The organism is Streptomyces sp. NPDC016562, assembly GCF_043076955.1.
In the GTDB taxonomy this organism is placed as follows: domain Bacteria; phylum Actinomycetota; class Actinomycetes; order Streptomycetales; family Streptomycetaceae; genus Streptomyces.
Window position 1 is genome coordinate 358,893 of record NZ_JBIBRZ010000001.1, and the last position, 24,335, is coordinate 383,227.

The 24,335-nt window shown below is 70.4% G+C and carries 22 protein-coding genes, 1 tRNA gene and 1 pseudogene; 8 read left to right on the plus strand and 16 right to left on the minus strand.

The window, feature by feature from the left end:
- Positions 1 to 265 precede the first annotated feature (265 nt).
- From ACF059_RS01600 to ACF059_RS01670, 15 genes are all read right to left on the minus strand, one after another.
- On the minus strand, positions 266 to 1,600 hold the full coding sequence (locus tag ACF059_RS01600) for an MraY family glycosyltransferase (RefSeq protein WP_366865043.1): 1,335 nt from the start codon (positions 1,598 to 1,600) through the stop codon (positions 266 to 268).
- A gap of 116 nt (positions 1,601 to 1,716) precedes the next feature.
- The gene (glyA, locus tag ACF059_RS01605) at positions 1,717 to 2,946 is read right to left on the minus strand and encodes a serine hydroxymethyltransferase (protein WP_392050007.1); all 1,230 of its coding nucleotides are present in this window, start codon (positions 2,944 to 2,946) and stop codon (positions 1,717 to 1,719) included.
- 93 nt (positions 2,947 to 3,039) lie between these two features.
- On the minus strand, positions 3,040 to 3,696 hold the full coding sequence (locus ACF059_RS01610) for a protein-tyrosine-phosphatase (protein WP_366865045.1): 657 nt from the start codon (positions 3,694 to 3,696) through the stop codon (positions 3,040 to 3,042).
- The gene (locus ACF059_RS01615) at positions 3,693 to 4,340 is read right to left on the minus strand and encodes an L-threonylcarbamoyladenylate synthase (protein ID WP_360888468.1); all 648 of its coding nucleotides are present in this window, start codon (positions 4,338 to 4,340) and stop codon (positions 3,693 to 3,695) included. The genes ACF059_RS01610 and ACF059_RS01615 overlap by 4 nt, the downstream gene beginning before the upstream one ends.
- A 49-nt stretch (positions 4,341 to 4,389) precedes the next feature.
- Positions 4,390 to 5,235, minus strand: coding sequence for a peptide chain release factor N(5)-glutamine methyltransferase (gene prmC / locus ACF059_RS01620; RefSeq protein ID WP_327383224.1), 846 nt, complete (start codon positions 5,233 to 5,235; stop codon positions 4,390 to 4,392).
- Positions 5,236 to 5,282: 47 nt separating this feature from the next.
- Positions 5,283 to 6,362, minus strand: coding sequence for a peptide chain release factor 1 (gene prfA, locus ACF059_RS01625; protein WP_360888464.1), 1,080 nt, complete (start codon positions 6,360 to 6,362; stop codon positions 5,283 to 5,285).
- Between the two features lie 117 nt (positions 6,363 to 6,479).
- Complete coding sequence (gene rpmE / locus ACF059_RS01630) at positions 6,480 to 6,698, minus strand: 50S ribosomal protein L31 (RefSeq protein WP_030708126.1); 219 nt, start codon at positions 6,696 to 6,698, stop codon at positions 6,480 to 6,482.
- A 195-nt stretch (positions 6,699 to 6,893) separates the two neighbouring features.
- Entirely contained in the window at positions 6,894 to 7,994 is a 1,101-nt protein-coding gene (locus tag ACF059_RS01635; protein ID WP_392050011.1) for an LCP family protein, read from the minus strand.
- A 389-nt stretch (positions 7,995 to 8,383) separates the two neighbouring features.
- Complete coding sequence (gene rho / locus ACF059_RS01640) at positions 8,384 to 10,516, minus strand: transcription termination factor Rho (RefSeq protein WP_392050014.1); 2,133 nt, start codon at positions 10,514 to 10,516, stop codon at positions 8,384 to 8,386.
- Positions 10,517 to 11,007: 491 nt separating this feature from the next.
- The gene (gene thrB / locus ACF059_RS01645; protein ID WP_392050017.1) at positions 11,008 to 11,934 is read right to left on the minus strand and encodes a homoserine kinase; all 927 of its coding nucleotides are present in this window, start codon (positions 11,932 to 11,934) and stop codon (positions 11,008 to 11,010) included.
- 322 nt (positions 11,935 to 12,256) lie between these two features.
- On the minus strand, positions 12,257 to 13,327 hold the full coding sequence (gene thrC / locus ACF059_RS01650) for a threonine synthase (protein ID WP_366865048.1): 1,071 nt from the start codon (positions 13,325 to 13,327) through the stop codon (positions 12,257 to 12,259).
- A gap of 6 nt (positions 13,328 to 13,333) precedes the next feature.
- Entirely contained in the window at positions 13,334 to 14,623 is a 1,290-nt protein-coding gene (locus tag ACF059_RS01655; protein WP_360888789.1) for a homoserine dehydrogenase, read from the minus strand.
- A gap of 127 nt (positions 14,624 to 14,750) precedes the next feature.
- The gene (lysA, locus tag ACF059_RS01660) at positions 14,751 to 16,142 is read right to left on the minus strand and encodes a diaminopimelate decarboxylase (protein ID WP_392050020.1); all 1,392 of its coding nucleotides are present in this window, start codon (positions 16,140 to 16,142) and stop codon (positions 14,751 to 14,753) included.
- 19 nt (positions 16,143 to 16,161) lie between these two features.
- A complete protein-coding gene (gene nrtL, locus ACF059_RS01665) occupies positions 16,162 to 17,253 on the minus strand; it encodes an ArgS-related anticodon-binding protein NrtL (RefSeq protein WP_392050023.1) in 1,092 nt (363 codons plus the stop codon).
- A gap of 76 nt (positions 17,254 to 17,329) precedes the next feature.
- The gene (locus ACF059_RS01670) at positions 17,330 to 17,827 is read right to left on the minus strand and encodes a response regulator (protein ID WP_392050026.1); all 498 of its coding nucleotides are present in this window, start codon (positions 17,825 to 17,827) and stop codon (positions 17,330 to 17,332) included.
- 83 nt (positions 17,828 to 17,910) lie between these two features.
- On the opposite strand from ACF059_RS01670, the gene ACF059_RS01675 reads away from it, so the two are divergent.
- A tRNA-Arg gene (locus tag ACF059_RS01675) sits at positions 17,911 to 17,982 on the plus strand.
- Between the two features lie 30 nt (positions 17,983 to 18,012).
- On the opposite strand, the pseudogene ACF059_RS01680 reads toward ACF059_RS01675, so the two are convergent.
- A pseudogene (locus ACF059_RS01680) lies at positions 18,013 to 18,258 on the minus strand (hypothetical protein); the annotation flags it as partial.
- Positions 18,259 to 19,009: 751 nt separating this feature from the next.
- Here ACF059_RS01680 and ACF059_RS01685 point away from each other — a divergent pair.
- The 7 genes from ACF059_RS01685 to ACF059_RS01715 all read left to right on the plus strand — a co-directional run bounded on the left by ACF059_RS01685 (position 19,010) and on the right by ACF059_RS01715 (position 24,286).
- On the plus strand, positions 19,010 to 19,399 hold the full coding sequence (locus tag ACF059_RS01685; protein WP_392050030.1) for a WXG100 family type VII secretion target: 390 nt from the start codon (positions 19,010 to 19,012) through the stop codon (positions 19,397 to 19,399).
- Between the two features lie 33 nt (positions 19,400 to 19,432).
- Complete coding sequence (locus ACF059_RS01690) at positions 19,433 to 19,732, plus strand: WXG100 family type VII secretion target (protein WP_392050033.1); 300 nt, start codon at positions 19,433 to 19,435, stop codon at positions 19,730 to 19,732.
- On the plus strand, positions 19,732 to 21,447 hold the full coding sequence (locus ACF059_RS01695; RefSeq protein WP_392050036.1) for an RNase A-like domain-containing protein: 1,716 nt from the start codon (positions 19,732 to 19,734) through the stop codon (positions 21,445 to 21,447). The genes ACF059_RS01690 and ACF059_RS01695 overlap by 1 nt, the downstream gene beginning before the upstream one ends.
- A 15-nt stretch (positions 21,448 to 21,462) precedes the next feature.
- Positions 21,463 to 22,116, plus strand: coding sequence for a hypothetical protein (locus tag ACF059_RS01700; RefSeq protein ID WP_392050038.1), 654 nt, complete (start codon positions 21,463 to 21,465; stop codon positions 22,114 to 22,116).
- On the plus strand, positions 22,113 to 22,439 hold the full coding sequence (locus ACF059_RS01705; RefSeq protein ID WP_360888367.1) for an RNase A-like domain-containing protein: 327 nt from the start codon (positions 22,113 to 22,115) through the stop codon (positions 22,437 to 22,439). The genes ACF059_RS01700 and ACF059_RS01705 overlap by 4 nt, the downstream gene beginning before the upstream one ends.
- 10 nt (positions 22,440 to 22,449) lie before the next feature.
- On the plus strand, positions 22,450 to 23,085 hold the full coding sequence (locus ACF059_RS01710) for a contact-dependent growth inhibition system immunity protein (RefSeq protein ID WP_392050041.1): 636 nt from the start codon (positions 22,450 to 22,452) through the stop codon (positions 23,083 to 23,085).
- Positions 23,086 to 23,299: 214 nt separating this feature from the next.
- Positions 23,300 to 24,286: an XdhC family protein gene (locus tag ACF059_RS01715; RefSeq protein ID WP_366865082.1), complete on the plus strand. Its 987-nt coding sequence runs from the start codon at positions 23,300 to 23,302 to the stop codon at positions 24,284 to 24,286.
- The last annotated feature ends 49 nt before the right edge of the window (positions 24,287 to 24,335 follow it).

A 24,335-nucleotide genomic window follows, 5' to 3' on the forward strand; every position in this document is an offset into this window, starting at 1 on the left:
CTCCGCGTGGTGGTGGGGGCACTGGACTCGCACGGGACGAGCGTAAGCCCGGTCCGAGAGGGAACCTCGGGCCAAGGGACCGTCGCACTACGGTCCTTCGGCTCTGTCGCCGGGTTTAGTGAACGGTATCACAAACTATTTGATGAGAGCTTTACCTGCGGGGTGTGCTGACTGTCACACATGAGAGGGACCCTGCGCGTGTGTGCAGGACAGGCGACCACCTTGCGTGGTAAAGGCAGTTCATGTCCGACATGCGGTCGGGGCGTCAGCGCGTGGATTCAGCCTTACGCCGCTCGGGAAAGCGCGAACGGGGGCCCACGGCGGTCGCGCCGTTGACGCCGGAGACACCCGCCGCGATCGGCCTGGCGGGCTGCGGCTCCGCGCCCGAGGCATCCTGTGCGGCCGCCTCCGCGGCCGCCTCCGCCGCGCGTACGGCGTGCCGGTAACGCGGCGGTACGAGGCCCTGCGCCCACCGCGGCGTACGCGGCGTGAAGCGCGGCAGGAGCAGCAGGATCAGGCCCACCGCGCTGAGCGCGGCGATCGCCAGGACGATCCACATCGAGGTGGAGTGCACCGAGTACGCGACCGCCCCGAAGGCGATCAGCCCCGACCAGAAGTACATGATCAGGACCGCGCGGCTGTGCGAATGCCCGAGCTCCAGCAGCCGGTGGTGCAGGTGCCCGCGGTCCGCCGCGAAGGGCGACTGGCCCTTCCAGGTACGCCGCACGATGGCCAGGATCAGGTCCGCCACCGGGATCGCGATGATCGTGAGCGGCAGGATCAGCGGCATGAAGACAGGCAGCATCGCGTGCGTCGCGTTGCGCTCACCACCCGCGAACAGGGCCATCGCGTCCGGGTCCACCTGACCCGTCATCGAGATCGCGGCCGCGGCGAGCACCAGGCCGATGAGCATCGACCCGGAGTCGCCCATGAAGATGCGCGCGGGATGCATGTTGTGCGGCAGGAAGCCGAGGCACATGCCCATGAGGATCGCGGCGAAGAGGGTGGCGGGCGCCGCCGCCTCGATGCCGTAGCCGAACCAGATCCGGTACGAGTACAGGAAGAACGCCGCGGCGGCGATGCACACCATGCCGGCGGCGAGGCCGTCGAGGCCGTCCACGAAGTTCACCGCGTTGATGGTGATCACGACGAGGGCGACGGTGAGCAGGTTGCCCTGCCACTGGGTGAGCGAGACCGGGCCGATGAAGGGGACCGGGATCCACAGGATGGTCAGGCCCTGCATGACCATCACGCCGGCGGAGATCATCTGCGCGCCGAGCTTGATCAGGGCGTCGATCTCGAACTTGTCGTCGAGCACGCCGACCAGCCAGATCAGGGCCGCTCCGGAGAGCAGCGCCCGTGGTTCGTTCGACAGCTCGAACACGCCGTTGAGGTTCCGCAGGTGGTCCGCGACCAGCAGGCCGGCGCACAGACCGCCGAACATGGCGATGCCGCCGAGCCGTGGTGTGGGCTCGCGGTGCACGTCGCGGGCGCGGATCTCCGGCATGGCCCCGGCCGCGATCGCGAACTTCCGCACGGGCCCGGTCAGCAGGTAGGTCACCGCGACCGTGACGCAAAGCGTCAGCAGATATTCACGCACGGGCTGCCCCAGATGTATCGCCGGCCATCTCAGCCCCACACATTAGCTGCGATGTCCCCTCCCCCGAGGACGCGAGGGGGCCGCTTCCCGGTTGCGGCGCACCCCGCTTGCCCTGCTTACTCCCCGTAAGGGGGAAATCCCGCCGTGAGTTCACCGACCTCCGTACGGGTCCGCGCGACGTCGCCGTGCAGCGCGGCGGCGAACAGCGCGGCGATCCGGACCATCTGCGCCTCCCCCATCCCCTGGGTGGTCACGGCGGCCGTTCCCAGCCGCACACCGCGCTGGTCCCCGTACGGGAGGGCGCAGGTGTCGAGCACGATCCCGGCGGCGGCCAGCCGGCCGCGGGCGGTGGGGCCGTCCATGCCGAGGGGCGCCGGGTCGGCGGTGATCAGGTGCGTGTCGGTGCCGCCCGTGGTGACGGCGAAGCCGCGGTCCTCCAGCGCCTGCGCGAGCGCCCGGGCGTTGGCGACGACCCGGTGGGCGTAGGTGGTGAACGCCGGGCGGGCCGCCTCGCCGAAGGCCACGGCCTTGGCGGCGATCGTGTGCATCTGGGCCCCGCCCTGCGTGAACGGGAACACCGCCCGGTCGATGCGCTCGGCGAACTCGGCGCCGCACAGGATCATCCCGCCGCGCGGCCCGCGCAGCACCTTGTGCGTGGTCGCGCAGACGACGTCGGCGTAGGGCACGGGGCTGGGCGCGGCCCCGCCGGCCACCAGGCCGATCGGGTGGGCGGCGTCGGCGATCAGGTAGGCGCCGACCTCGTCGGCGATCTCCCGGAAGGCGGAGTACTCGGGGTGGCGCGGGTAGGAGATCGACCCGCACACGATCGCCTTCGGCCGGTGGGAGCGGGCGAGTCGCTGCACCTGCTCGTAGTCGATGAGACCCGTCTCGGCGTCGACCCCGTAGCCGACGAAGTCGAACCAGCGCCCCGAGAAGTTGGCGGGCGAGCCGTGGGTGAGGTGGCCGCCGTACGGGAGCCCCATCGCCAGCACGGTGTCCCCGGGCCGCAGCAGCGCGGCGTACGCGGCCAGCACGGCGGAGGAACCCGAGTGGGGCTGCACGTTGGCGTGGTCGGCGCCGAACAGCGCCCTGGCACGCTCCACGGCCAGACGCTCGGCCTGGTCGGCGTACTCGCAGCCGCCGTGGTAGCGCCTCTCGGGGTATCCCTCGGCGTACTTGTTGGCCAGGACGGACCCCAGCGCGGTGAGCACGGCGGGGGAGGTGAAGTTCTCGGCGGCGATCAGCTGGAGCGTGCCGGCCTGGCGCCGGCGCTCCCCGTCGAGTACGTCGGCCATCTGCGGGTCCTGCGCGCGCAGGAGGTCCGTGGGCGGGGTGATGACGCTCATGGCGCGGCTCCAGGGGGTACCGGGTACCAGCCACTGTAGGGCCGCCCCCGCGGGTACGCCCGATTTCAGGCACGCGATGCGCGGCGCCGCGGGTCAGCGGGAGGCCGTCACGCCCGTCAGGGCCGTCACGACGGGGTCCAGCGCCTGGTTGATCTCGTCGCCGATGGAACGGAAGAAGGTGATCGGCGCCCCGTACGGGTCGTACACCTCGTCCGCGTCGGGCGAGGGCGCGAGCAGCCAGCCGCGCAGCGCCGCGGCCGCCCGCACCAGCGCCCGGGCCCGCTCCGCCATCCCGTCGTCCAGCGGCGGCAGCGTGGCCGGGTCTATGGCCCGCACCAGCCGGGTGAACTCCTTCAGCGTGAAGGTCCGCAGCCCCGCCGAGTGGCCCATGGAGATGACCTGGGCCCGGTGGTCACGGGTGGCCGTCAGCACCAGATCGGCCCGTATGACGTGCTCGTCCAGCAGCTCGCGCCCGGTGAATCCGCTCGCGTCCGCCCCGAAGTCCGCCAGCACGGCGGCCGCGTTGGCCTCCATGGGCGCGCCCTCGTGACCCCAGGTGCCCGCGCTCTCCACGATGAGGTCACCGGTCACGAGCCCGCCCAGCCGGTGGGACAGGGCGTGCCGCGTCAGCCGCTCGGTGATGGGCGAGCGGCACACGTTGCCGGTGCTGACGTGGAGTATGCGGAAGGAGTCTCCCCCAGCCACCGCTGGGTGGTGCCCCCGGGCTATGCCACGCCCCTCAGGGCTCACGGGGCGACCTCGAGGTCGGGTACGACCTGGCGCAGCTGTTCGGCGGTCAGCGCCCCCTCGCGCAGCAGCACGGGGACCTTGCCGGTGACGTCGACGATCGACGAGGGCTGGATGCCGGGCGTGGGCCCGCCGTCCAGGTACACCGACACGGAGTCCCCGAGCATCTCGCGCGCCGCGTCGCAGTCCTCGGGGGCCGGCTGCCCGGTCAGGTTCGCCGAGGACACCGCCATCGGGCCGACCTCGGTCAGCAGCTCGATCGCGACGGGGTGCAGGGGCATGCGCACGGCCACGGTGCCGTGGGTGTCGCCCAGGTCCCACGCCAGCGAGGGCTGGTGCTTGGCGACGAGCGTGAGCGCCCCCGGCCAGAAGGCGTCGACGAGCTCCCAGGCCTGCTCGGAGAAGTCCGTGACGAGGCCGTGCAGGGTGTTCGGGGAGCCGATGAGCACCGGGGTGGGCATGCCGCGGCCGCGGCCCTTGGCGGCGAGCAGGTCGTGGACGGCCTCCGGGCTGAAGGCGTCCGCGCCGATCCCGTACAGGGTGTCGGTGGGCAGCACGACGAGCTCGCCGCGACGCACGGCGGATGCGGCTTCACGCAGTCCCGTCTTACGGTCCGTCGCGTCGTTGCAGTCGTATCGCCGGGCCATCAGCGGGCCTCCTCGTGCAGCAGGGGGGTGGCGGGAATCATCGCGCCGGTCACGGCAGTGCCTTGCGCGCGGTCGCGAAGCGGGGGCGGTTGTTGAGGTCGGGGTGATCGGCCGCGTCGGCCCAGCCCCGTTCCTCGGCGAAGATCCACGGGACTTGCCCGCCCTGGGTGTCGGCGTGCTCGATGACGACGATGCCGCCGGGGCGCAGCAGCCGGTGGGCGGTGCGTTCGATGCCGCGGATGGTGTCGAGGCCGTCCTCGCCGGAGAAGAGCGCCATCTCCGGGTCGTGGTCGCGGGCCTCGGGGGCGACGTACTCCCACTCGGTGAGCGGGATGTACGGCGGGTTGGAGATGACCAGGTCGACCTGGCCGTCCAGCTCCGGCAGGGCGCTCAGGGCGTCGCCCTGGTGGACGGTGACCCGTGAGCCCTCGGCGTTCTTACGGGTCCACCGCAGGGCGTCCTCGGACAGCTCGACCGCGTGCACGCGCGAGCGCGGCACCTCCTGCGCCATGGCCAGCGCGATGGCGCCGGAACCGGTGCACAGGTCGACGATCAGCGGCTCGACCACGTCCATCGCCCGGACGGCGTGTATGGCCCAGTCCACGACCGACTCGGTCTCGGGCCGGGGCACGAAGACCCCGGGCCCGACCTGGAGCTCCAGGTACCGGAAGAAGGCGCGGCCGGTGATGTGCTGGAGCGGCTCGCGCGCCTCGCGGCGGGCGACGGCCTCCCAGTACCGGGCGTCGAAGTCGGTGTCCTTGACGTGGTGCAGTTCCCCCCGTTTGACGCCGTGCACGAAAGCGGCGAGCTCCTCCGCGTCGAAGCGCGGTGAGGGCACGCCGGCGGCGGCCAGCCGCTGGGTGGCCTGGGCCACCTCGGCAAGCAGCAAGTTCACGCTGGTCCTCCGGGCTGCTGTCGTACGGGGGGTGGAGCGGGGGCGGGTCAGTGCGCGGCCGCGAGCTTGGCCGCCGAGTCGGTGTCCACGCACGCCTGGATGACCGCGTCGAGGTCGCCGTCGAGCACCTGGTCCAAGTTGTACGCCTTGAAGCCGGTCCGGTGGTCCGAGATCCGGTTTTCCGGGTAGTTGTACGTCCGGATCTTCTCGGAGCGGTCCACGGAGCGCACCTGGCTGCGGCGCACGTCGGAGGCCTCCTGCTCGGCGGCCTCCTGCGCGGCGGCCAGCAGGCGCGAGCGCAGGATGCGCATGGCCTGCTCCTTGTTCTGGAGCTGGCTCTTCTCGTTCTGGCAGGAGGCGACCACACCGGTCGGGATGTGCGTGATGCGCACGGCCGAGTCGGTGGTGTTGACGGACTGGCCGCCGGGGCCGGACGAGCGGTACACGTCGATGCGCAGGTCGTTCATGTTGATCTCGACCTCCACCTCCTCGGCCTCCGGGGTGACGAGCACGCCCGCGGCGGAGGTGTGGATGCGGCCCTGGGACTCGGTGGCCGGAACGCGCTGGACGCGGTGCACGCCGCCCTCGTACTTCAGGCGGGCCCACACGCCCTGGCCGGGCTCGGTGGCGCCGTTGCCGCCCTTGGTGCGGACGGAGACCTGGACGTCCTTGTAGCCGCCGAGCTCGGACTCGGTGGCGTCGATGATCTCGGTCTTCCAGCCCACGCGCTCGGCGTAGCGCAGGTACATGCGCAGCAGGTCGCCGGCGAACAGGGCCGACTCGTCACCGCCCGCGCCCGCCTTGACCTCCAGGAGCACGTCCTTGTCGTCGCTGGGGTCGCGCGGGACCAGCAGCAGGCGGAGCTTCTCGGTGAGCTCCTCGCGCTGCTGGGTCAGCTCCTTGACCTCGGCGATGAAGTCGGGGTCGTCGGCCGCGAACTCCTTGGCCGTCTCGATGTCGTCCCCCGCCTGCTTCCACGCACGGAAGGTGGCGATGATCGGGGTCAGCTCCGCGTAGCGCTTGTTCAGCTTGCGCGCGTTGGCCTGATCGGAGTGGACCGAAGGGTCGGCGAGCTTCTTTTCAAGATCGGCGTGTTCGCCGACCAATTCCTCGACCGCCTCGAACATCGGGGGCTCCTGTGGTGAAAGTACGAAAGGGGTGACGTGGCAGACGGACGACAAAGGCGCCGGTCCGGCCGCCCCCGAGTGGACAGGGGGCGACCGGTGACCGGCGCCTGGGTCGCGCTACTTCTTGGCCGCACCCTTGCCGAAGCGCGCCTCGAAGCGGGCCACGCGGCCACCGGTGTCGAGGATCTTCTGCTTGCCCGTGTAGAACGGGTGGCACTCGGAGCAGACCTCGGCTCGGATGGAGCCCTCGGTCAGGGTGCTGCGGGTGGTGAACGACGCGCCACAGGTGCAGCTGACCTGGGTCTCGACGTACTCGGGGTGAACATCGCGCTTCAAGGTGTCTCCTAGATTCGGGAGGGCGCCGGGTCGCAGGAGCCGAATTGCGCACTGCGTGAACCGGGGCCGACAGACCAGTCTGCCAGGACCGGGCTGCCTGTCAAAATTCTGAGGACGCCTCCCTCAACGGCAGGGGGCCTCCGGGTATTCCGGGGGGCTCGAGCGGGGCTTCCCCGCGCACCGGGCGGGGCTCGCCTAGCGGACGACGGCGCCCGCCGTGCCCTTGTCGCCGGTGGAGTTCGCGGTGGCCTCGGCGGGGACGGGCCGGTCCGCCAGCAGGGCGTCCCAGACCAGCTGGGACTCCTTCTTGAGCGGGGCCACGCGGTTCTCGTCGATCGCGTCCGTGGTCACCGGCATGGTGATCATCTGCATGTCCTGGGCGTCGATGCCCTTGAGACTCTGGGCGAAGCCCATGAGGGACTTCACGTCCCCGAGCGCCCGGTCGGTGGTGAGCGCCTTGGTGCCGGTGTCGGCGAGGTCGAGCAGCTGCTTGGGGTTGTCGAAGAGGCCGATGCCCTTGACCTGCTTGATCAGTGCCTTGATGAAGGCCTGCTGGAGCTGTATTCGGCCGAGGTCGCCGCCGTCCCCGACACCGTGGCGGGTACGGACCAGGCCCAGGGCCTGCTCGCCGTTCAGGAGGTTGGGCCCGGCCGGGAGGTCCACGTGGGCGAGCTTGTCCTTGATCGGCTTCGAGGTGGTCACCTGGACGCCGCCGAGGGTGTCGACGATCTTCTTGAAGCCCGTGAAGTCGACTTCCAGGTAGTGGTCCATGCGGATCCCCGAGATCTTCTCGACGGTCTTGACCGCGCACGCGGCCCCGCCGATCGTGAAGGCCTCGTTGAACTGCTTGCGCGGGCCGCCCGGGTCGGTCTTGCCCTTGCCGGTCGGGCACTCGGGCCGGACGGTCATGAGGTCGCGGGGAATCGATATGACGCTGGCCTTCTCGTGGCCCTCGTAGAGGTGGACGATCATCGCCGTGTCGGAGCGCGCCGAGCCGCCGTCGTCCGAGCCGTACGCGGCGTTCGCGCCGCCGCGGGAGTCGGAGCCGAGCACGAGGATGTCCATCGAGCCGTTGTCGACGTCCTGCGGGCGGTCGGTGCCGAGGGCCTGGTCGATGTCGACGGTCTTCAGGTTGCCGTTGAGCTTGAAGTAGAAGTAGCCGAGGCCCGCGCCGCCGAGCAGGACCACTCCCGCGGCGCTCCAGGCGACGATGACGAGGGCCCTGCGGCCCTTCGCCGGTTTGCGCCGGCGCCGGCCCGCGGCGCGGCGGCCACGGCCCTTGCTGTCCTCGGTCATGCTCTCCTCAGTCCTGAGTCGGGTCCCCTGGTCGTTCCGGCCCGCCTCCACTGCGCGGTTCCTCTGACACAGACGGAGGAACGTCCTCCCGGGTTCCACGGCCGGCGCGGCCCCGGGCCGCCGCCGGAGGGTCACCCGCCGGGGCGCACGCTCCCCGATGAGGCGTCCACCTGCGGGTCTTCCGCTGGATCCGGCGGGGCGCGCCCCGGTGGCGCGGGGGTCACCGGCCGCAGGGGTGTGGCGAAGCTCGCACCGGGGGCCCATACGGCGGGTCGGACCGGGCCTCGGACCGGGCCGTCCAGCGTACGCGGCCCACGAGCTCCCGTACACGCACGGCCGCCCCCGCCGCGGGTGCGGCGGGGGCGGCCGTGGTGCCGGTCGTCCGGACGTCAGTCGTCGTTCTTGCCCGACGGGGTCGTCTTCGCGATCTGCATGAGGAACTCGGCGTTCGACTTCGTCTGCTTCATCTTGTCGAGCAGCAGCTCGATCGCCTGCTGCGAGTCGAGCGCGTGCAGCACCCGGCGCAGCTTCCAGACGATGGCGAGCTCCTCCGCGTTGAGGAGGATCTCCTCCTTGCGGGTGCCCGACGGGTCGACGTCGACGGCCGGGAAGATGCGCTTGTCGGCGAGCTTGCGGTCGAGCTTGAGCTCCATGTTGCCGGTGCCCTTGAACTCCTCGAAGATCACCTCGTCCATGCGCGAGCCGGTGTCGACGAGCGCGGTGGCCAGGATGGTCAGCGAGCCGCCGTCCTCGATGTTGCGCGCGGCACCGAAGAAGCGCTTCGGCGGGTACAGCGCGGTCGAGTCGACACCACCGGACAGAATGCGGCCGGAGGCGGGCGCCGCGAGGTTGTACGCGCGGCCCAGACGGGTGATGGAGTCCAGCAGGACGACCACGTCGTGACCCAGCTCGACGAGACGCTTGGCGCGCTCGATGGCCAGCTCGGCGACCGTGGTGTGGTCCTCGGCCGGGCGGTCGAAGGTCGAGGAGATGACCTCGCCCTTGACCGACCGCTGCATGTCGGTGACCTCTTCCGGACGCTCGTCGACCAGGACGACCATCAGGTGGCACTCGGGGTTGTTGGTGGTGATCGCGTTGGCGATCGCCTGCATGATCATGGTCTTACCGGTCTTCGGCGGGGCCACGATCAGGCCGCGCTGGCCCTTGCCGATCGGCGACACGAGGTCGATGATGCGGGTCGTCAGCACACCCGGGTCGGTCTCCAGGCGGAGCCGGTCCTGCGGGTAGAGCGGCGTCAGCTTCTGGAACTCCGGTCGGCCGCGGCCGGATTCGGGCGCCATGCCGTTCACCGAGTCCAGGCGCACGAGGGCGTTGAACTTCTCGCGGCGCTCGCCGTCCTTGGGCTGGCGCACGGCGCCGGTGGTGTGGTCGCCCTTGCGCAGGCCGGCCTTGCGGACCTGAGCCAGGGACACGTACACGTCGTTGGGGCCGGGCAGGTAGCCCGACGTCCGGATGAACGCGTAGTTGTCGAGGATGTCGAGGATGCCCGCGACGGGGATCAGGACGTCGTCGTCGGCGACCTGCGGCTCGCTCGGCGCGAACTCGTCGCGGCCACGACGGCCCCGGCGGTCGCGGTAGCGTCCGCGACGGCCACGGCGGCCGCCCTCGTCGTCGAAGTCGTCCTGCGGGCCGGTGTCCTGACGGTCCTGACGGCCCTGCGCCTGACCCTGGCCACGGCCGCCCTGCTGCTGGCGGTCCTGGCGGTCGGCGCGGTCCTGACGGCCGCCGCCCTGTCCGCCCTGGCCGCCCTGCGCGCCCTGGCCCTGACCCTGGGCGCCCTGGCCCTGGTCGTCGGCCTTGGCACCGCGCTCACGGCGGTCGCGCTGACGGTCACCGCGCTCGGCGCGGTCCCCGCGCTCCCCGCGGTCACGGCGGTCGCGACGGCCACGGCCCTCGCCGTCCTGGCCCTGCGCCTGGCCGGCGCCCACGGCGGTGGCGGCCTCGGCCTTGACCTCGGCCGGGGCGGTGGCGACGGTCGCGGTCTCGGTCTTCTGCTCGACCTGTACGGCGACGGGGGCCGAGGCCTCCGGGCTGCCGGTGGGGGCCGTGGCACGACGGCGGCGGCGCTCGCCGGCGGGGGCGTCCTCCGCCACGCGCTCGGCCTCGCTCGCGCGGGAGGGGCCACCGGCCGGCTGGCCCGGGATCTCGATCTGCGCCTGCACCGCAGGCTTCTCGGCGGGCGCCTCGGCGGCGGCCTCACCCGTACGGGCCTTGCTGGTGGCCCGGCGCTTCGGCTTGGCCTCGGCGGCGTCGGCGGAGGCCGCGGCCTTGGGGGCACCGCTGCCCGCCTGCGCCTCCTTGATGACCTCGATCAGCTGGCTCTTGCGCATCCGCGCGGTGCCCCTGATCCCGAGGCCCGACGCGACCTGCTGCAGCTCGGCCAGGACCATGCCGTCAAGGCCGGTGCCGGTGCGTCGACGCTTGGGTGCGGCGCCCGCGGCGGGGGCACTGGTGTCGACAGAGGTGTCGGCAGCGCCCATCAGATCGGTGGTGTCGCTCACGAAGGGTCCTTCCCTGGAGCGGACGTCGGCCTGTCTGGCTCGGCGACCGGTTGTGCTGTCCGACAACAGTCCTAGGTGTGGACCGTGCCGGGGCGGTGGTCCGCCGAAGAGATACGGCGGAGAGAGACGTGCGTGGGTGGTTCCGGCGAGAAGCCCCCGAGCTGGAAGCGTGGGAATGTCACGCCGATTCCGGAGCGTGCTCGAAACTGCTGGAAGTGATCAAAGCAGTCGGGGAGGCTCCCGGAAGAAATGTGGTCCCGAAGGGGGACACTGAGCACGGAGCCATGGCGGCTGCCGATGCGCACTTGAGACTAACACTACCGGATCCAATAGATATTCCCCCTCTCCATCACCGGCAATCGCGCTGTTCCGCGCGGGCGGCCTGCCCTGACCGCCCGCCCGTGGCCGGCTGCGCTCCCGGAGGCCGTGACCTCCGGGAACCCTCTTCTCCTGTTGTTCGCGAAAGGAAGCCCGTCCTCCCGGAGGGGGACCTAGCCGCCCTGAGTGCCCAGCGGAAGGACGCTCGCGCCCGCGGCGTCGAGGGCGAGCCGGTTGGCCGCCCACCCCTCGCCCGCGAGCCGCGCGACCTTGTCGGCCGCGCCGCTGTCGACCAGCGCGAGGACCGTGGGGCCCGCGCCGGAGATGACCGCGGGGATCCCGTCCGCCCGCAGCCGGTTGACGAGTGCCACGCTCTCGGGCATCGCCGGGGACCGGTACTCCTGGTGGAGCCGGTCTTCGGTGGCCGGCAGCAGGAGCTCGGGACGCCTGGTCAGGGCCTCCACGAGCAGGCCCGCGCGGCCCGCGTTGACGGCCGCGTCCACGTGCGGGACGGTGCGCGGCAGCAGGCCGCGCGCCGTCTCGGTCAGGACCGGCTTGGAGGGGACGAAGACCACCGGAACGATGGACTCCGCGGGCTCCATCCGGATGGCCTTGGCGCTGCCCCCGTCCATCCACGCCAGGGTGAAACCGCCGAGCAGACAAGCGGCGACGTTGTCGGGGTGGCCCTCGATCTCGGTGGCGAGCTCCAGCAGCGCCGCGTCGTCGAGCCTGGCCTCGCCGCCTATGGTCACGGCGCGGGCGGCGACGATGCCGGCGCAGATGGCGGCGGAGGAGGAGCCGAGGCCGCGGCCGTGCGGGATGCGGTTGGCGCAGACGACCTCGAGGCCGCGCGGCTGTCCGCCCAGCAGGTCGAAGGCGGTGCGCATGGAGCGTACGAGCAGGTGGCTCTCGTCCCGGGGGAGGGTGTCGGCGCCCTCGCCCGCGATGTCGATGTGCAAGCCGGAGTCGGCCACCCGGACGACTACGTCGTCGTAGAGCCCCAGGGCCAGGCCGAGGGCGTCGAAGCCCGGACCGAGATTGGCACTGCTGGCGGGGACGCGCACCCGTACGGCGGCGGCGCGGAACGCTGGACCGGCCATCGTCCGATGACACTCCTTGTGACTGTGCGAGATCTTCGCTCTTCGCTGGCTCGCTGCGAATGTACTGGAGAACGTACGACACCCGAAGGCCCTCGGGGCAGCACCGCAGTCATATGCGCGGGGCGGATGTAAGTACAGCGTATCGAAGGAAGGTTCTCTCGCGACATAGGGCGCACAGGAGGCGCACGATGCGTGTCGTCGACTTCGACCGGCTTCGACGGTATTCGGCCGCACTCTTGTCGTCGTACGGGGTGAGTTGCCCGGTTCCGCAGGCCCTCCGGGGAGGGCCTGCGGAACCCGGCGCGGCTCACTCGGCCGTGCGTCAGACCAGGCCGAGGCGGACCGCGGCGGCTTCGGCGTCCACCGGCACGGTGACCGGCTGCGGAGCGCCGGCGATCGCCCAGTCGGGGTCCTTCAGGCCGTTGCCGGTGACGGTGCACACGATCGTCTGACCCGGGTCGACCAGACCCAGCTCCGCGGCCTTGAGCAGACCGGCGACCGAGGCGGCCGAGGCGGGCTCGACGAAGACGCCCTCCTGAGCGGCCAACAGCCGGTAGGCGGCGAGGATCTGGCGGTCAGTCACCTCGTCGATGAAACCGCCCGACTCCTCGCGCGCGGCCAGCGCGTAGTCCCAGGAGGCCGGATTGCCGATGCGGATCGCGGTGGCGATGGTGTGCGGCTCCTTGACGACCTCGCCGCGCACGATCGGCGCGGAACCGGAAGCCTGGAAACCCCATACGCGGGGCGTACGGGAGGCCAGGCCGTCGGCCTTGTACTCCTTGAAGCCCTTCCAGTACGCGGTGATGTTGCCGGCGTTGCCGACGGGCAGGACGTGGATGTCCGGGGCGTCGCCGAGCGCGTCGACGATCTCGAACGCGGCCGTCTTCTGGCCCTCGATGCGCACCGGGTTGACCGAATTGACCAGCGCCACCGGATAGTTGTCGGAGAGCGCGCGGGCCAGGTTCAGGCAGTCGTCGAAGTTGCCGTCCACCTGGAGGATCTGGGCGCCGTGCACGAGGGCCTGGCCCATCTTGCCGAGCGCGATCTTGCCGCGGGGCACGAGCACCGCGGAGACCATTCCGGCGCGCACCGCGTAGGCGGCGGCGGAGGCCGAGGTGTTGCCGGTGGAGGCGCAGATGACCGCCTGCGCGCCCTCCTCCTTGGCCTTGGTGATGGCCATGGTCATCCCGCGGTCCTTGAAGGACCCGGTGGGGTTCGCCCCCTCGACCTTCAGGTGAACCTCGCAGCCGGTGCGCTCGGAGAGCACCTGCGCGGGGACGAGGGGAGTGCCGCCCTCGCGGAGCGTGACCACGGGAGTCGTGTCCGTCACCGGCAGGCGGTCCCGGTACTCCTCGATGATGCCGCGCCACTGGTGGGTGCGATTGCTGCTCATGGGTCCTTACTCCCCTTCAACACGCATGATGCTGGCGACACCGCGCACGGTGTCCAGCATCCGCAGCGCCTCGACGGTCCCGGAGAGGGCGGCGTCGGGTGCGCGGTGAGTGACGACGACGAGGGAGGCCTCGCCGTCCTTGCCCTGCTGCCGCACGGTGTCGATGGAGACGCCGTGCTCGGCGAAGGTCGTCGCGACCTGGGCGAGGACGCCCGGCTTGTCGGCCACATCGAGGCTGATGTGGTAGCGCGTGACGACCTCGCCCATGGGGCTGACCGGCAGCTGGGTGTACGCCGACTCGCCGGGCCCCGTTGCCTCGGCGAGCTTGTTGCGGGCGACGGCGACGAGGTCGCCGAGGACCGCGGACGCGGTGGGCGCACCGCCCGCGCCCGGCCCGTAGAACATCAGCCGCCCGGCGGCCTCCGCCTCGACGAAGACGGCGTTGTACGCCTCGCGGACGGAGGCGAGCGGGTGGCTGAGCGGGATCATCGCCGGGTGGACGCGGGCGGTGACGGACGCACCGTCCGCCGCGCGCTCCAGGATGGCGAGGAGCTTGATGGTGCAGCCCATCCGCTTGGCGGAGGCGAAGTCGGCGGCGCTGACCTCGGTCATGCCCTCGCGGTACACGTCGTCGAGACGGACGCGGGTGTGGAAGGCGATGCCGGCCAGGATCGCGGCCTTGGCGGCGGCGTCGTAGCCCTCGACGTCGGCGGTCGGGTCGGCCTCGGCGTACCCGAGGGCGGTGGCCTCGTCGAGCGCCTCCTGGTAGCCGGCGCCGGTGGAGTCCATCTTGTCGAGGATGAAGTTCGTCGTGCCGTTGACGATGCCCATCACACGGTTGATCTTGTCGCCCGCGAGGGACTCGCGCATCGGGCGGACCAGCGGGATGGCTCCGGCGACGGCGGCCTCGTAGTACAGGTCCAGCCCGTGCTGCTCGGCCGCGGCGTGCAGGGCGGCGCCGTCCTGGGCGAGCAGCGCCTTGTTCGCGGAGACGACGGAGATGCCGTTCTCGAAGGCGGTGGTGATCAGCGTACGGGCGGGCTCGATGCCGCCGATGACCTCGATGGCGATGTCGACGTCGCCGCGTTTGAGGAGGGCGGTCGCATCGGTGGTGATCAGGGCCGGGTCGATGCCCTCGCGCACCTTGGAGGGACGGCGCACGGCCACGCCGGCGAGCTCGACCGGCGCGCCGATCCTCTGCGTCAGGTCGTCGGCGTGCGTCGTCATGATGCGGGCCACTTCCGAGCCGACCACTCCACAGCCCAGCAGCGCCACCTTCAGCGGACGCGTACGCATCATTCGACCTACGCCTTTCGATCTTCCATCAGTACCCCGCGCGCGGTTTGCACACCGGGGTGGAACCAGTCTCACTCAATGGACAGCAGTTTCCATCCTCGGTCCATTGAGTGAGACACCTATTTCATCATCCGAGGTCGAGGCGCAGGAGATCTTCCTCCGTCTCCCGGCGGACGATCACTCGGCCCGCTCCGTCACGCACGGCGACGACCGGCGGACGGAGCGCGTGGTTGTAATTGCTGGCCATGGAGCGGCAGTAAGCGCCCGTCGCGGGGACGGCGAGCAGGTCGCCGGGCGCGAGGTCGGCGGGCAGGAAGGCGTCCTTCACGACGATGTCGCCGCTCTCGCAGTGCTTGCCGACGACGCGCACGAGCATGGGCTCGGCGGTGGAGGTACGGGACACGAGGGAGACGGAGTACTCGGCGTCGTAGAGGGCGGTGCGGATGTTGTCGGACATCCCGCCGTCGACGCTGACGTACGTACGCAGCCCCTCCAACGGCTTGATCGTCCCCACCTCGTACAGGGTGAAGGCGGTCGGGCCGACGATGGCGCGCCCCGGCTCGACGGAGATGCGCGGCGCCCGCAGCCCGGCGCTCTCGCACTCGCGGGCCACGATCTCGGTGAGCGCCTTGGCGATCTCGTGCGGCTCGCGCGGGTCGTCGCCGGAGGTGTAGGCGATGCCCAGGCCGCCCCCGAGGTCGATCTCGGGCAGCTCCACGCCGTGCTCGTCGCGCACGGCGGCCAGCAGCCGCACGACGCGCTTGGCGCTGACCTCGAAGCCGGCCATGTCGAAGATCTGCGAGCCGATGTGGGAGTGGACGCCGAGCAGCTCCAGGCTGTCGTGCCCGAGCGCGCGCCGCACCGCCTCGGCGGCGGACCCGTCCGCGACGGCGATCCCGAACTTCTGGTCCTCGTGAGCGGTGGCGATGAACTCGTGGGTGTGCGCCTCGACGCCCACCGTCACGCGGATCTGCACCGGCTGGCGCACCTGCATCTCGCGGGCGACGTGCGCGACGCGGGCGATCTCCTGGAAGGAGTCCAGGACGATGCGCCCCACCCCGGCGCCGATCGCCCGCCGGATCTCGCTCTCGGACTTGTTGTTGCCGTGGAAGGCGATCCGCTCGGCGGGCATCCCGGCGGCGAGCGCGGTGGCCAGCTCCCCGCCGGAGCACACGTCGACGTTCAGCCCCTCCTCCTTCAGCCACTTCACGACGGCCTTGGAGAGGAACGCCTTGCCGGCGTAGAAGACGTCGGCGTCCTTGCCGAAGGCGTGCGCCCAGGCCCGGCACCGCGCCCGGAAGTCCTCCTCGTCGAGGAAGTAGGCGGGGGTCCCGAACTCCTCGGCCAGCTTGGTCACTTCGACCCCGCCGACGGTGACCACACCGTCGGCGTTGCGCTCGACGGTACGGGCCCAGACCTTCTCGTCCAGCGCGTTCAGGTCGGCGGGCGGCGGGGAGTAGTGCCCCTCGGGCAGGACGTCGGCGTGGCGGGGCCCGGCGGGGTGCGCGGAACGGCTCATCGGTATCTCTCTTCGCGGGTCACAGGCGTGTCGGGGCGTCTATGCCGAGCAGGGCCAGGCCGCCGGCCAGCACCGTCCCGGCGGCTTCGGCAAGAGCCAGCCGGGCACGGTGGGCGGCCGAGGGTTTCTCGTCCCCTTGGGGCAGGACGCGGTGCTGAAAGTCGAGCAGCGCGTCGGCCAGCTCGACGAGGTGCCGGGCGAGCCGCTCGGGCGCACGGTGGTGCGCGGCGGCCTCAAGGACGAGGGAGTGGTCGGCGAGGGCCCGCAGCAGCTCGGGGGCGTCGACGTCACCGGGCTCGGCGGCGAAGCCGAGCAGGGCGGCGTTGCGCGTGAGCGCGTGGCTGCGGGCGTGGGCGTAGCGGACCCGGAAGAACTCGCTGCTCTCGCCCTGCACGAGCAGCGCGTCGGAGAACACGGGGGTCTCGCGGGCCGGGGTGGTGAGCATCGCCCAGGCGGCGGCGTCGGGGCCGTAGCGGGCGAGGACGTCGGCGTCGCGGGGGGCGAGGGGGGCGACGGGGGCGACGGGGGCGACGGGGGCGACGGGCATGGTGTCCCCCTCACGGTCCACGGCGCCGGCACGGACATCGGTACAGGCATCGGTACGGGCACGGGCACCGGAAGCGGCAGGGACCCCGGAAGGCACATGGGCCCCATGGACGGCACGAACGATCCGCAGGACGCTCTCCCCCACGACCCGTTCCCGCAGCCCGAGCCCGGCCGCGGCGCGGTGATCGGCGGCGGTGAGAAAGGCGGCCCCTCCGCGCACGTCCCGGATCACGATGTCCCAGACGATCGCCTCCCGGACGAGGGAGGCGGCGCAGGGCGCCGGCAGCACGAAGTTGAGGAACCCGGCCCCGGTGACCTCGACCTGCTCGATGCCGGCCTCGGCGCGGAGCCGGCGGGCCAGTACGTCCGCCACGTCACGAGGCGGACGTCCGGCGCTCTTGGCGATCTGAAAAGCCACGGGGGTGGCGTAGTCCCCCACCCCACCGGGCCGGGTCCGCTCGACGACGACTCGCTGCGGAACGACCCCCTCCGCCGGCAGCTCCCCGTCCTCGACGGCGCAGCGCACGGCGCGTACGACGCAACGGGAGAGGTCAGCGGGGATCACGGGACCAGCCTAGGCGAGACGCCCCGCCCTCAGCCGAAGGGTTTCGCCATGTGAACAAGAGGGGGGCGATCAGGCGTCATCCCCTCCCCCTCCCGGCGGGCGCCCCTTTCCTCCCGTCACGCCGGTCCTTGCGCTCGGCCAGCCGCCGCACGACGCGTACGAGCTCGGCCGGCTCGAAGGGCTTCGCGAGGAATGCGTCCACCCCGGCGGCGATCCCCTCGTCCACGTCGTGCTGCGTGCAGGCACTCACGATGGCCAGCGGCACGTCCCTGGTCCGCGGATCGGCCCGCAACCGCGCGGCCGCCCCGAACCCGTCCAACCGTGGCATGACCACATCAAGGGTGATCACGTCAGGGGACACGCGATGGACGATGTCGAGACACTCGGCACCATCATTCGCGGTCACGACCTCGAAGCCCTCCAGCTCGAGATTGACCTTGATCAGCTGCCGGATGACCTTGTTGTCGTCGACAACAAGCACCCGACCTGAGGCGCCTGGCACAACTCGAGAGTAGGTCGCCCCGAGCCCCCGCGTCCGGGTTTTCGCCACTTCCACCCCCTGCGGGCGACCCACCCTCCCCTCCCCCGCAAACCGGTTCCTGATCACCCCGAGGAAGCTGGTAGTGTTCAACCCGTCGCAGCAACACCAGCGACCGCGCCCCCGTAGCTCAGGGGATAGAGCAACGGCCTCCGGAGCCGTGTGCGCAGGTTCGAATCCTGCCGGGGGCACTTCGCAGGAAGTGCCCAAAGACCCCGCCATCAGCGGTAACGCTGAAGCCGGGGTCTTCGCGTATGTGCAGCCATGTGCCAGGCAATGCAGCCGCAACGGCTCACCTCCCACTCGTACTCGCGGAGCAGCTCCTCGATCCGACGATCGCCGACCTCCTGCCGACCGTAGAGGCACTTGGCGTACCAGCCGAGCAGAACCTCCACGCTGTTGCCGGCTCGCGCCACGGCCTCGGTTGGGTCGACACCCGCGTTGAGCCAGGTGGAGAGCGCCGAGTGACTCACCTTCTCGGCGGTCCCGAAGGTGTGAACTGGACGACGACTTCACGTACACGACCGGGCAGCCGGCCGGTCGGTGGTGGCTGTTAACGAGGTCCGGGCCGTGCTGACCCTGTGCCGGGGCAACTGCTCTGGCTCAGGTGAGGGAAATTCTCGGGCCAGGTGACGACTTCGCGAAGAAGATCACCTATAGGAGTCGTCAGGCCGGCGAGGACCCGGACGAGCTGATCCGTGCGCTGCGGACCTCCCCCGGATGCGGGTGGTGGTCACAGTCGACATGATCGCGACGGGTACGGACCTCAAGACCCTGGAGTGTGTGATCTTCCTTCATTGACGCGATGGAGCTCCAGGAGGTCACTCCGGCTCCGACTTCCCAGCCGCGCAACGTGGCGGGTCGGGAGCTATGGGGTGGCCAGGCGAGTACCTCGAAATCGCCCCCGGGGTCCCCGGTCTCGTTCCCGTCCGGGACCGCAAGCGGCCTCTCGGCCCCCTAGTCGGGCTCGGGGCGCGGGCTTGGCGGGAGTTCGTCTCCCGGCTCGGCTGAGCAGCCGAGCCGGATCGGGCGGGAACTGATCCACGGGGCGGCAGGGCCGACGCACACGGAGGACAGGAGAAGGGCGAGAACGCCTGGTGCTGGCAGACCGCCGATCTCCTCATGGCGGGCTGGCCGCGCAAAGACAAGGGGCAAGACCAGCCCCCTCGTTGACATCACCTGTTGTTATGGTTGCACACGCGATGAAGGGCGGGGGCCATGACAATCAACGCCGATCTGAACGTGTCCGAGGACGGACTGACGAAGCTCGCTGACGACATGGATTCGATGCAGCGATACCTCGACCGCCAAGTACGGCGGATGGACGCGGTCGTCGACCGGATCGAGGCGGGGTGGAAAGGCGAGACAGGCGCGGCGTACCGGGCTCTGCACCGGGCGGCCGCCGAGGACACCGTGCGCATCCGGGAGATCCTCGTCGTCCTGGAGAAGGCCGTACGGATGAGCCGTGATGGGTTCACCCAGCAGGAGTTGGACACTCTCCAGGCATTTCGCAGGGTGCACAGTGCGGTGGACGTCGCCCTTGAGGTCGACAGACTCTCCGAGGGTACGGCGCCGCCGGTGCCGCGCAGCGGCCTGCTCGACATCTAAGGACACGATTTCAGGGAGAGGGCGGACTTTTCGATGTCCGACGACCACATAGGGGTCAGCTTCGGCACCCTACAGGGGCTTGCCCAGGAGCTGGAGAGCATCCTCCGGGAGCTCGACGAAAGGCTCGAGGCGCTCTACGAACGCACCGAGAAAGCGGTCCTGAGCTGGGACGGCCAGGCCCGCGAGGCGTTTGTCGACGAACTCGACCGCTGGGACCGGCAGATGCAGGAGCTGCAAGGGGCCCAGAAGTGGCTCCACGAGGTGGTGGCGACGGGGCAGGCGAACTACACCGCCGCACACCGAGCGGTGCTGCGCGGCTGGGGGGCGGCCTGATGGCCGGTCCCCCGGCGCCGGCGCAGGCCGGCGGGTTCGATGTGACGCCGACCCAGCTGAACGGCGTGGCCGGGAACGTGGTCCTCCAGCAGAACATGCTCCACAAGGCCGCGAACGATTTCCTCTACGAGCTCGTGGAGTACATGGACTGCGGCGGGTACGGAAGCGCGGCGCAGGCCGTGTCCGCCGCGTACGTGAAGGTGGGGAACCGTTTTCTCGACGTATGGGGCAAGAGCGTCGCCAGCGTCGGAGGCGTTGCGGTCGGATTCGTCACGACTGCGAACAACTACTCCAAGGCGGAGGCGGCCAGCCACCCGTCGGGCACTGCCAAACCTGTCCAGTTCCCCGTTCCCAAAGTCATCGAGACACCCCCGAAGTACCAGCAGATCACTGATCTGCGGTGGGGCGACATGGACGACTACAGCAGCGGTTTCATCTCGTGGCTGCTGGAGGGGGTCCCCGACTGGGCGATGGACATCGTGCGGGGGTTGTTGCACCACGTCGGCAGGTGGGGAAAGGCTGCCGACATCCTTCCGCTTCCCGACTATCTGCAGATCGACAAGATCGCTCTGGCCTGGCTGCAGCCCGGGTTCGCCGTCACGCAGGTGGAGAGCGCGCTGACCGGATTGGTCGGGTCCATCTCGGATCCCAACAACGGTGAGTGGCAGGCCGCGATGCGCCAGTTCGCGAGCTCTCTGTGGGGAACGACGGCGTGGGGCACCTCGACGGCCAACTACCAGTGGAAGCACGACACCGCCGGTGGACAGGGCACGGGCAGTCATCCCGTCATGAGCGTGCTCTTCGACACCACTCAGGAAGTCAGCAAGGCGATGCGCGCCTTCGCCGAGTCAGCCGAGAAGATGCGTCACGAGGTCTGGCGCATCTACAAGAAGGCCATCCGGGACGCGTTGGCCGATCTGAAGCAGCTGCCCGATTTCGATGACGTCAAGAAGATCGGAAAGCGCCTGCTCGGCATAGGCAAGGAAGTGGCCATCGGCATCACGCTCAAGGTGGACACGGCCGCGATCAACCGGGCGGTCTCCTTGTACGAGGGCGAGCTACGCGGCGTGGAGAGTCGACTCACCGCGCTGCTGCCCGCCTTGGACGAGGCGTACCGGAGCGCGCCGACTTTCCAGGCGGAGGAAGGGCGGGCCCAGGCCTTCGGCGCCCGCTCGCTGAACGAATTCAAACCGGAGCACCGCTTCACCGTCCCGGGTCAGGACCCGGACAATATGTTCTACCCCCTGGATCTCGCCAACCAGGAGGGGCTCTACGACAGTCATCCCATCGACAAGCACGTCGGCCTGACCGACGACCAGCTCAGGCAGCGCCTGCGCGACCAGCCGGGCGCACCCGCCGCCTCCTCCTTCAAGGATCTCGCCTCCGCACAGAAGTTCACGCAGGCCGCACTTGAGGACATCAACAATGCGGATCGCATCGCGAAGTGGATCGAGAGCGTCGAGAAGAAGAAGCAGAACAACCCGAACTATGATCCGAACAAATCCGAGATCCCTCCGGTATACCTGGAATTCAAAGAGCCCGTCGGACGTAGTGTCTCGCGCGAGGACTACAATACGGACGGCATGAACGCCCAAGCCACGGAGAAGAACTGGGTCCAGGTGCGACTGATCTACAAGGAAGGCCTGGAGCCACCGTTCATCGTCCTGACCGCCATGCCACACAAGGGCCCCCCTGCCACATCCAGCACCCCTTAGGAAGGTCGCAGCCACGTGCAGCCATCCCTTTCCGCCCTCTTCTCAGGCGGGCCGGCACTTCGGCTCATCGATCTGGCCATCTCGGTCCAGGAGTCGAGTGGGAAACTGTCGCTGGACGACGAAATCCGGCGTTACATTCGAGTGATCGGTAACGACTGGACCGCACATTGGAACTGCTCGGTATACGCTTCTGCTGCCGTTCTGGATTTCGTTGCCGAGTCGATCGCGGTATCGGGCTCACTCGACGGCTATCCGTCTGAATTTCGGGAAAAGGTGGTCAAGGCGGCGGGCTCGATGGAGCCCGTGGAGTACCTGCACCTTCTCGCTGAGATGGTCCGCATACTCGACCGCGAACCGCCGCCCGAGTACGAGGAACTCCCCATGTCCGGCTGGGAGTTCCTTCAGCTGTTCCCGAATCTGTTCGGGCTCGACGCCGTTCTGATGGACGAAGGGGACCTGCCCTTCGCGGGTATCGTCCAGAGGTTCGTGACCAACGAGCATCCGTACTGCTTCGACCGTGCCGTCGGGCTCACCACAGAGGCGCAGCGTGCCCTCGTCCTCTTCCCGGGCGAGAAGTGCCTCGAAGGCCACAACTACTGGGGCACCCGCGATCGCATGCGTGAGCTCATCGAGACCATCAACGACCACATGCAGCGGGAGCACGCATGACCCCCGTCGAGAACACGGCAGCCGTTCCGAACCGGTCCGCCACCTACCCGGATCGTGAGACGGCCCAGTGGGCCACCCAGCACGTCGTCACCCGCAACGAGCAGGTGATCCACCGGTGGCTGGCCCAGTCCACGCGGCAGCGGCTCACCATCGAGGCCGCCTGGCCCTCCCGCCCCGAGCCGGTCGGCCGGGTCCTGCTCCAGGCCATGATGCTGGCCGGCCGCGACGCGGTGGACGTACGCGCCGCCCGCGTCATCCTCAAGCGGAACACCGCGAGCCCCCACGGCTTCACCGTCCACGGCACCTTCCCGATCTACCTCTAGAGGCAGCCCCGTGTCCCTCAAGCCCCTCGAACATGACCGGAAGTACGGCGAACTCGACCAGGTCATCCAGGCGTACCTGGGCCGCACCGCCGATGACGAGGAAGCGCTCACCGCCTACCTCCGGCACTGCTGGCGCACCCGGCCGTGGGCCATCGCGATCGCCGAACACCAGCTCCGCGAGTACGCGCAGAACCCGCCGGGGCGGCTCCGGCTGCGCCTCGGCGAGTTCTATCCCGTGCCTGATGTAGGACTGTCCGACGGGGAGGTCCAGGACTGGCTCGTCCGGTTGGCGGACCGGCTCAAGGAAAGCGTGGAGACAGGCTCGGCACCGGCCCCCGCCACGCCCCAGACCCATTGGGAGTGGCGCGCCCGCTTCCCCGAACTCGCGCAGCTGCTCGGAGGCTGGTTCTCCCAGGACATGCCGGACGAGTTCGAGGACCACGACGCGGCATTGCAGGACTACCTCGACGGCACCGACTCCGGAATGATCGCCCAGCTCCGCGGGGAGTTGCACGACCTGCTCTCACTGCCCCTGGACGAGTCCGACTACGCCGTCGCTCTCGCAGACTTGGGTATGGAGGTCGATCCTCCCGCGCCCTACGGACCCGGTGCCTGGCTCTCCGCGCTGACCTCTCTCATCCGCTGAGACCCAGCCAGTTCCCGAACTTCTGGCCTGCCACCCCTCGGCCACCATCCCGCCGCACGGATCCGGTGGTCTGTACGAGGGGGTGGGGTGGGGTCTGTGGGTTTGGGGGGTGGGGAGCGGGGGCGGGCGTGATTAGGGTGGAATCTGAGGCCGCTTTGTGCCGTTGACCTGGTGCTTTGCGGGGAGTTGCGCGCAAGAGGATGAGGCGGTGCGGATGCGTGAGCTGGTGGAGACGGCGCGGCTGTGGGTGGCTGAGGGGCGGGCCGCTTTTTTGGCCCGGCCCGTGACCGAGCAGGGGTTCGGGCCGCGGGATCCGGCCGGGGCCGTGCTCGTCGATGCGCGCGGGGAGTGTGTCGGGGCGCTATACCGGGGGGTGTTCGACGCCGAGCTGGTGGCCGAGGCCGGGGCGATGGGGGCCCGGGAGAACGCGCGGGTGTGCGAGGTCTCGGTGGGGGCGGGCGAGGCCGTCGAGGCGCGGCTGACGTGCGGCGGGCAGGCGGAGATCCTGCTCCAGTCGCTCGATTCGGTGCCCGCCGAGTGGTGGGAGCTGCTCGGGCAGGGGGCCGGGGTGGCTCTGGTCACCCGGTTGGGCGAACGGGCGGACCACGTGGTGAGCGAGGTCGTACGGGCCACCGACGCGGCGCGCGATGATGCCGGGCGGCGGGCCGGTGAGCTGTTGCGCACGCGGCGGCCCGGGCGGGACGCGCTGTACGGGGAGTCCGGTCTGGTGCTGGTCGAGGCGTACCCGTCGGCTCCGTACCTGGTGATCGGCGGTGGTGGTGAGCTGGCCGGCCTCATCGCGCGGCAGGCCGCGCTGCTGGAGTGGGGTGCGCAGATCGTGGAGTCCGCAGCGGAGGCTGGGAAGGTGCTCGCGGACCACCGGGACTCCGCCTGCCTGGTGCTGCTCAGCCACGAGCCCGACTTCGACGTGCCGACGCTGTGCACGGCGCTGGCACTGGAGGTTCCGTACGTCGGGGCGCTGGGTTCGCGGCGGACCACGGCGAGGCGCCGCGACGGGCTGGTCGCCGCGGGGGTGGGCGAGGAGCAGCTGGCTCTGGTGCACGGGCCCATCGGCCTGGATCTGGGTGCCCGGACCCCGGCGGAGACGGCGCTGGCGATCTGCGCCGAGATCCTCGGGGTGCTGAGCGGGCGGGAGGAGGTGCGGGGGCTGCGTGACTCCGACGGCCCGCTGAGGGGGTAGCCGGGCTGAGGGGTGGCCGGGGCTGAGTGGGTAGCCGGGGAGAGAAGTA

Bases quoted from the DNA above. Each gene is read 5' to 3' on its own strand.
- lysA (WP_392050020.1), bottom strand. From the start codon at position 16,142: ATGAGCCGTTCCGCGCACCCCGCCGGGCCCCGCCACGCCGACGTCCTG.
- ACF059_RS01705 (WP_360888367.1), top strand. From the start codon at position 22,113: ATGACCCCCGTCGAGAACACGGCAGCCGTTCCGAACCGGTCCGCCACC.
- prfA (WP_360888464.1), bottom strand. From the start codon at position 6,362: ATGTTCGAGGCGGTCGAGGAATTGGTCGGCGAACACGCCGATCTTGAA.
- thrC (WP_366865048.1), bottom strand. From the start codon at position 13,327: ATGAGCAGCAATCGCACCCACCAGTGGCGCGGCATCATCGAGGAGTAC.
- thrB (WP_392050017.1), bottom strand. From the start codon at position 11,934: ATGGCCGGTCCAGCGTTCCGCGCCGCCGCCGTACGGGTGCGCGTCCCC.
- ACF059_RS01615 (WP_360888468.1), bottom strand. From the start codon at position 4,340: ATGGCCCGGCGATACGACTGCAACGACGCGACGGACCGTAAGACGGGA.
- ACF059_RS01655 (WP_360888789.1), bottom strand. From the start codon at position 14,623: ATGCGTACGCGTCCGCTGAAGGTGGCGCTGCTGGGCTGTGGAGTGGTC.
- ACF059_RS01715 (WP_366865082.1), top strand. From the start codon at position 23,300: ATGCGTGAGCTGGTGGAGACGGCGCGGCTGTGGGTGGCTGAGGGGCGG.
- ACF059_RS01685 (WP_392050030.1), top strand. From the start codon at position 19,010: ATGACAATCAACGCCGATCTGAACGTGTCCGAGGACGGACTGACGAAG.
- ACF059_RS01635 (WP_392050011.1), bottom strand. From the start codon at position 7,994: ATGACCGAGGACAGCAAGGGCCGTGGCCGCCGCGCCGCGGGCCGGCGC.
- ACF059_RS01690 (WP_392050033.1), top strand. From the start codon at position 19,433: ATGTCCGACGACCACATAGGGGTCAGCTTCGGCACCCTACAGGGGCTT.
- ACF059_RS01695 (WP_392050036.1), top strand. From the start codon at position 19,732: ATGGCCGGTCCCCCGGCGCCGGCGCAGGCCGGCGGGTTCGATGTGACG.
- glyA (WP_392050007.1), bottom strand. From the start codon at position 2,946: ATGAGCGTCATCACCCCGCCCACGGACCTCCTGCGCGCGCAGGACCCG.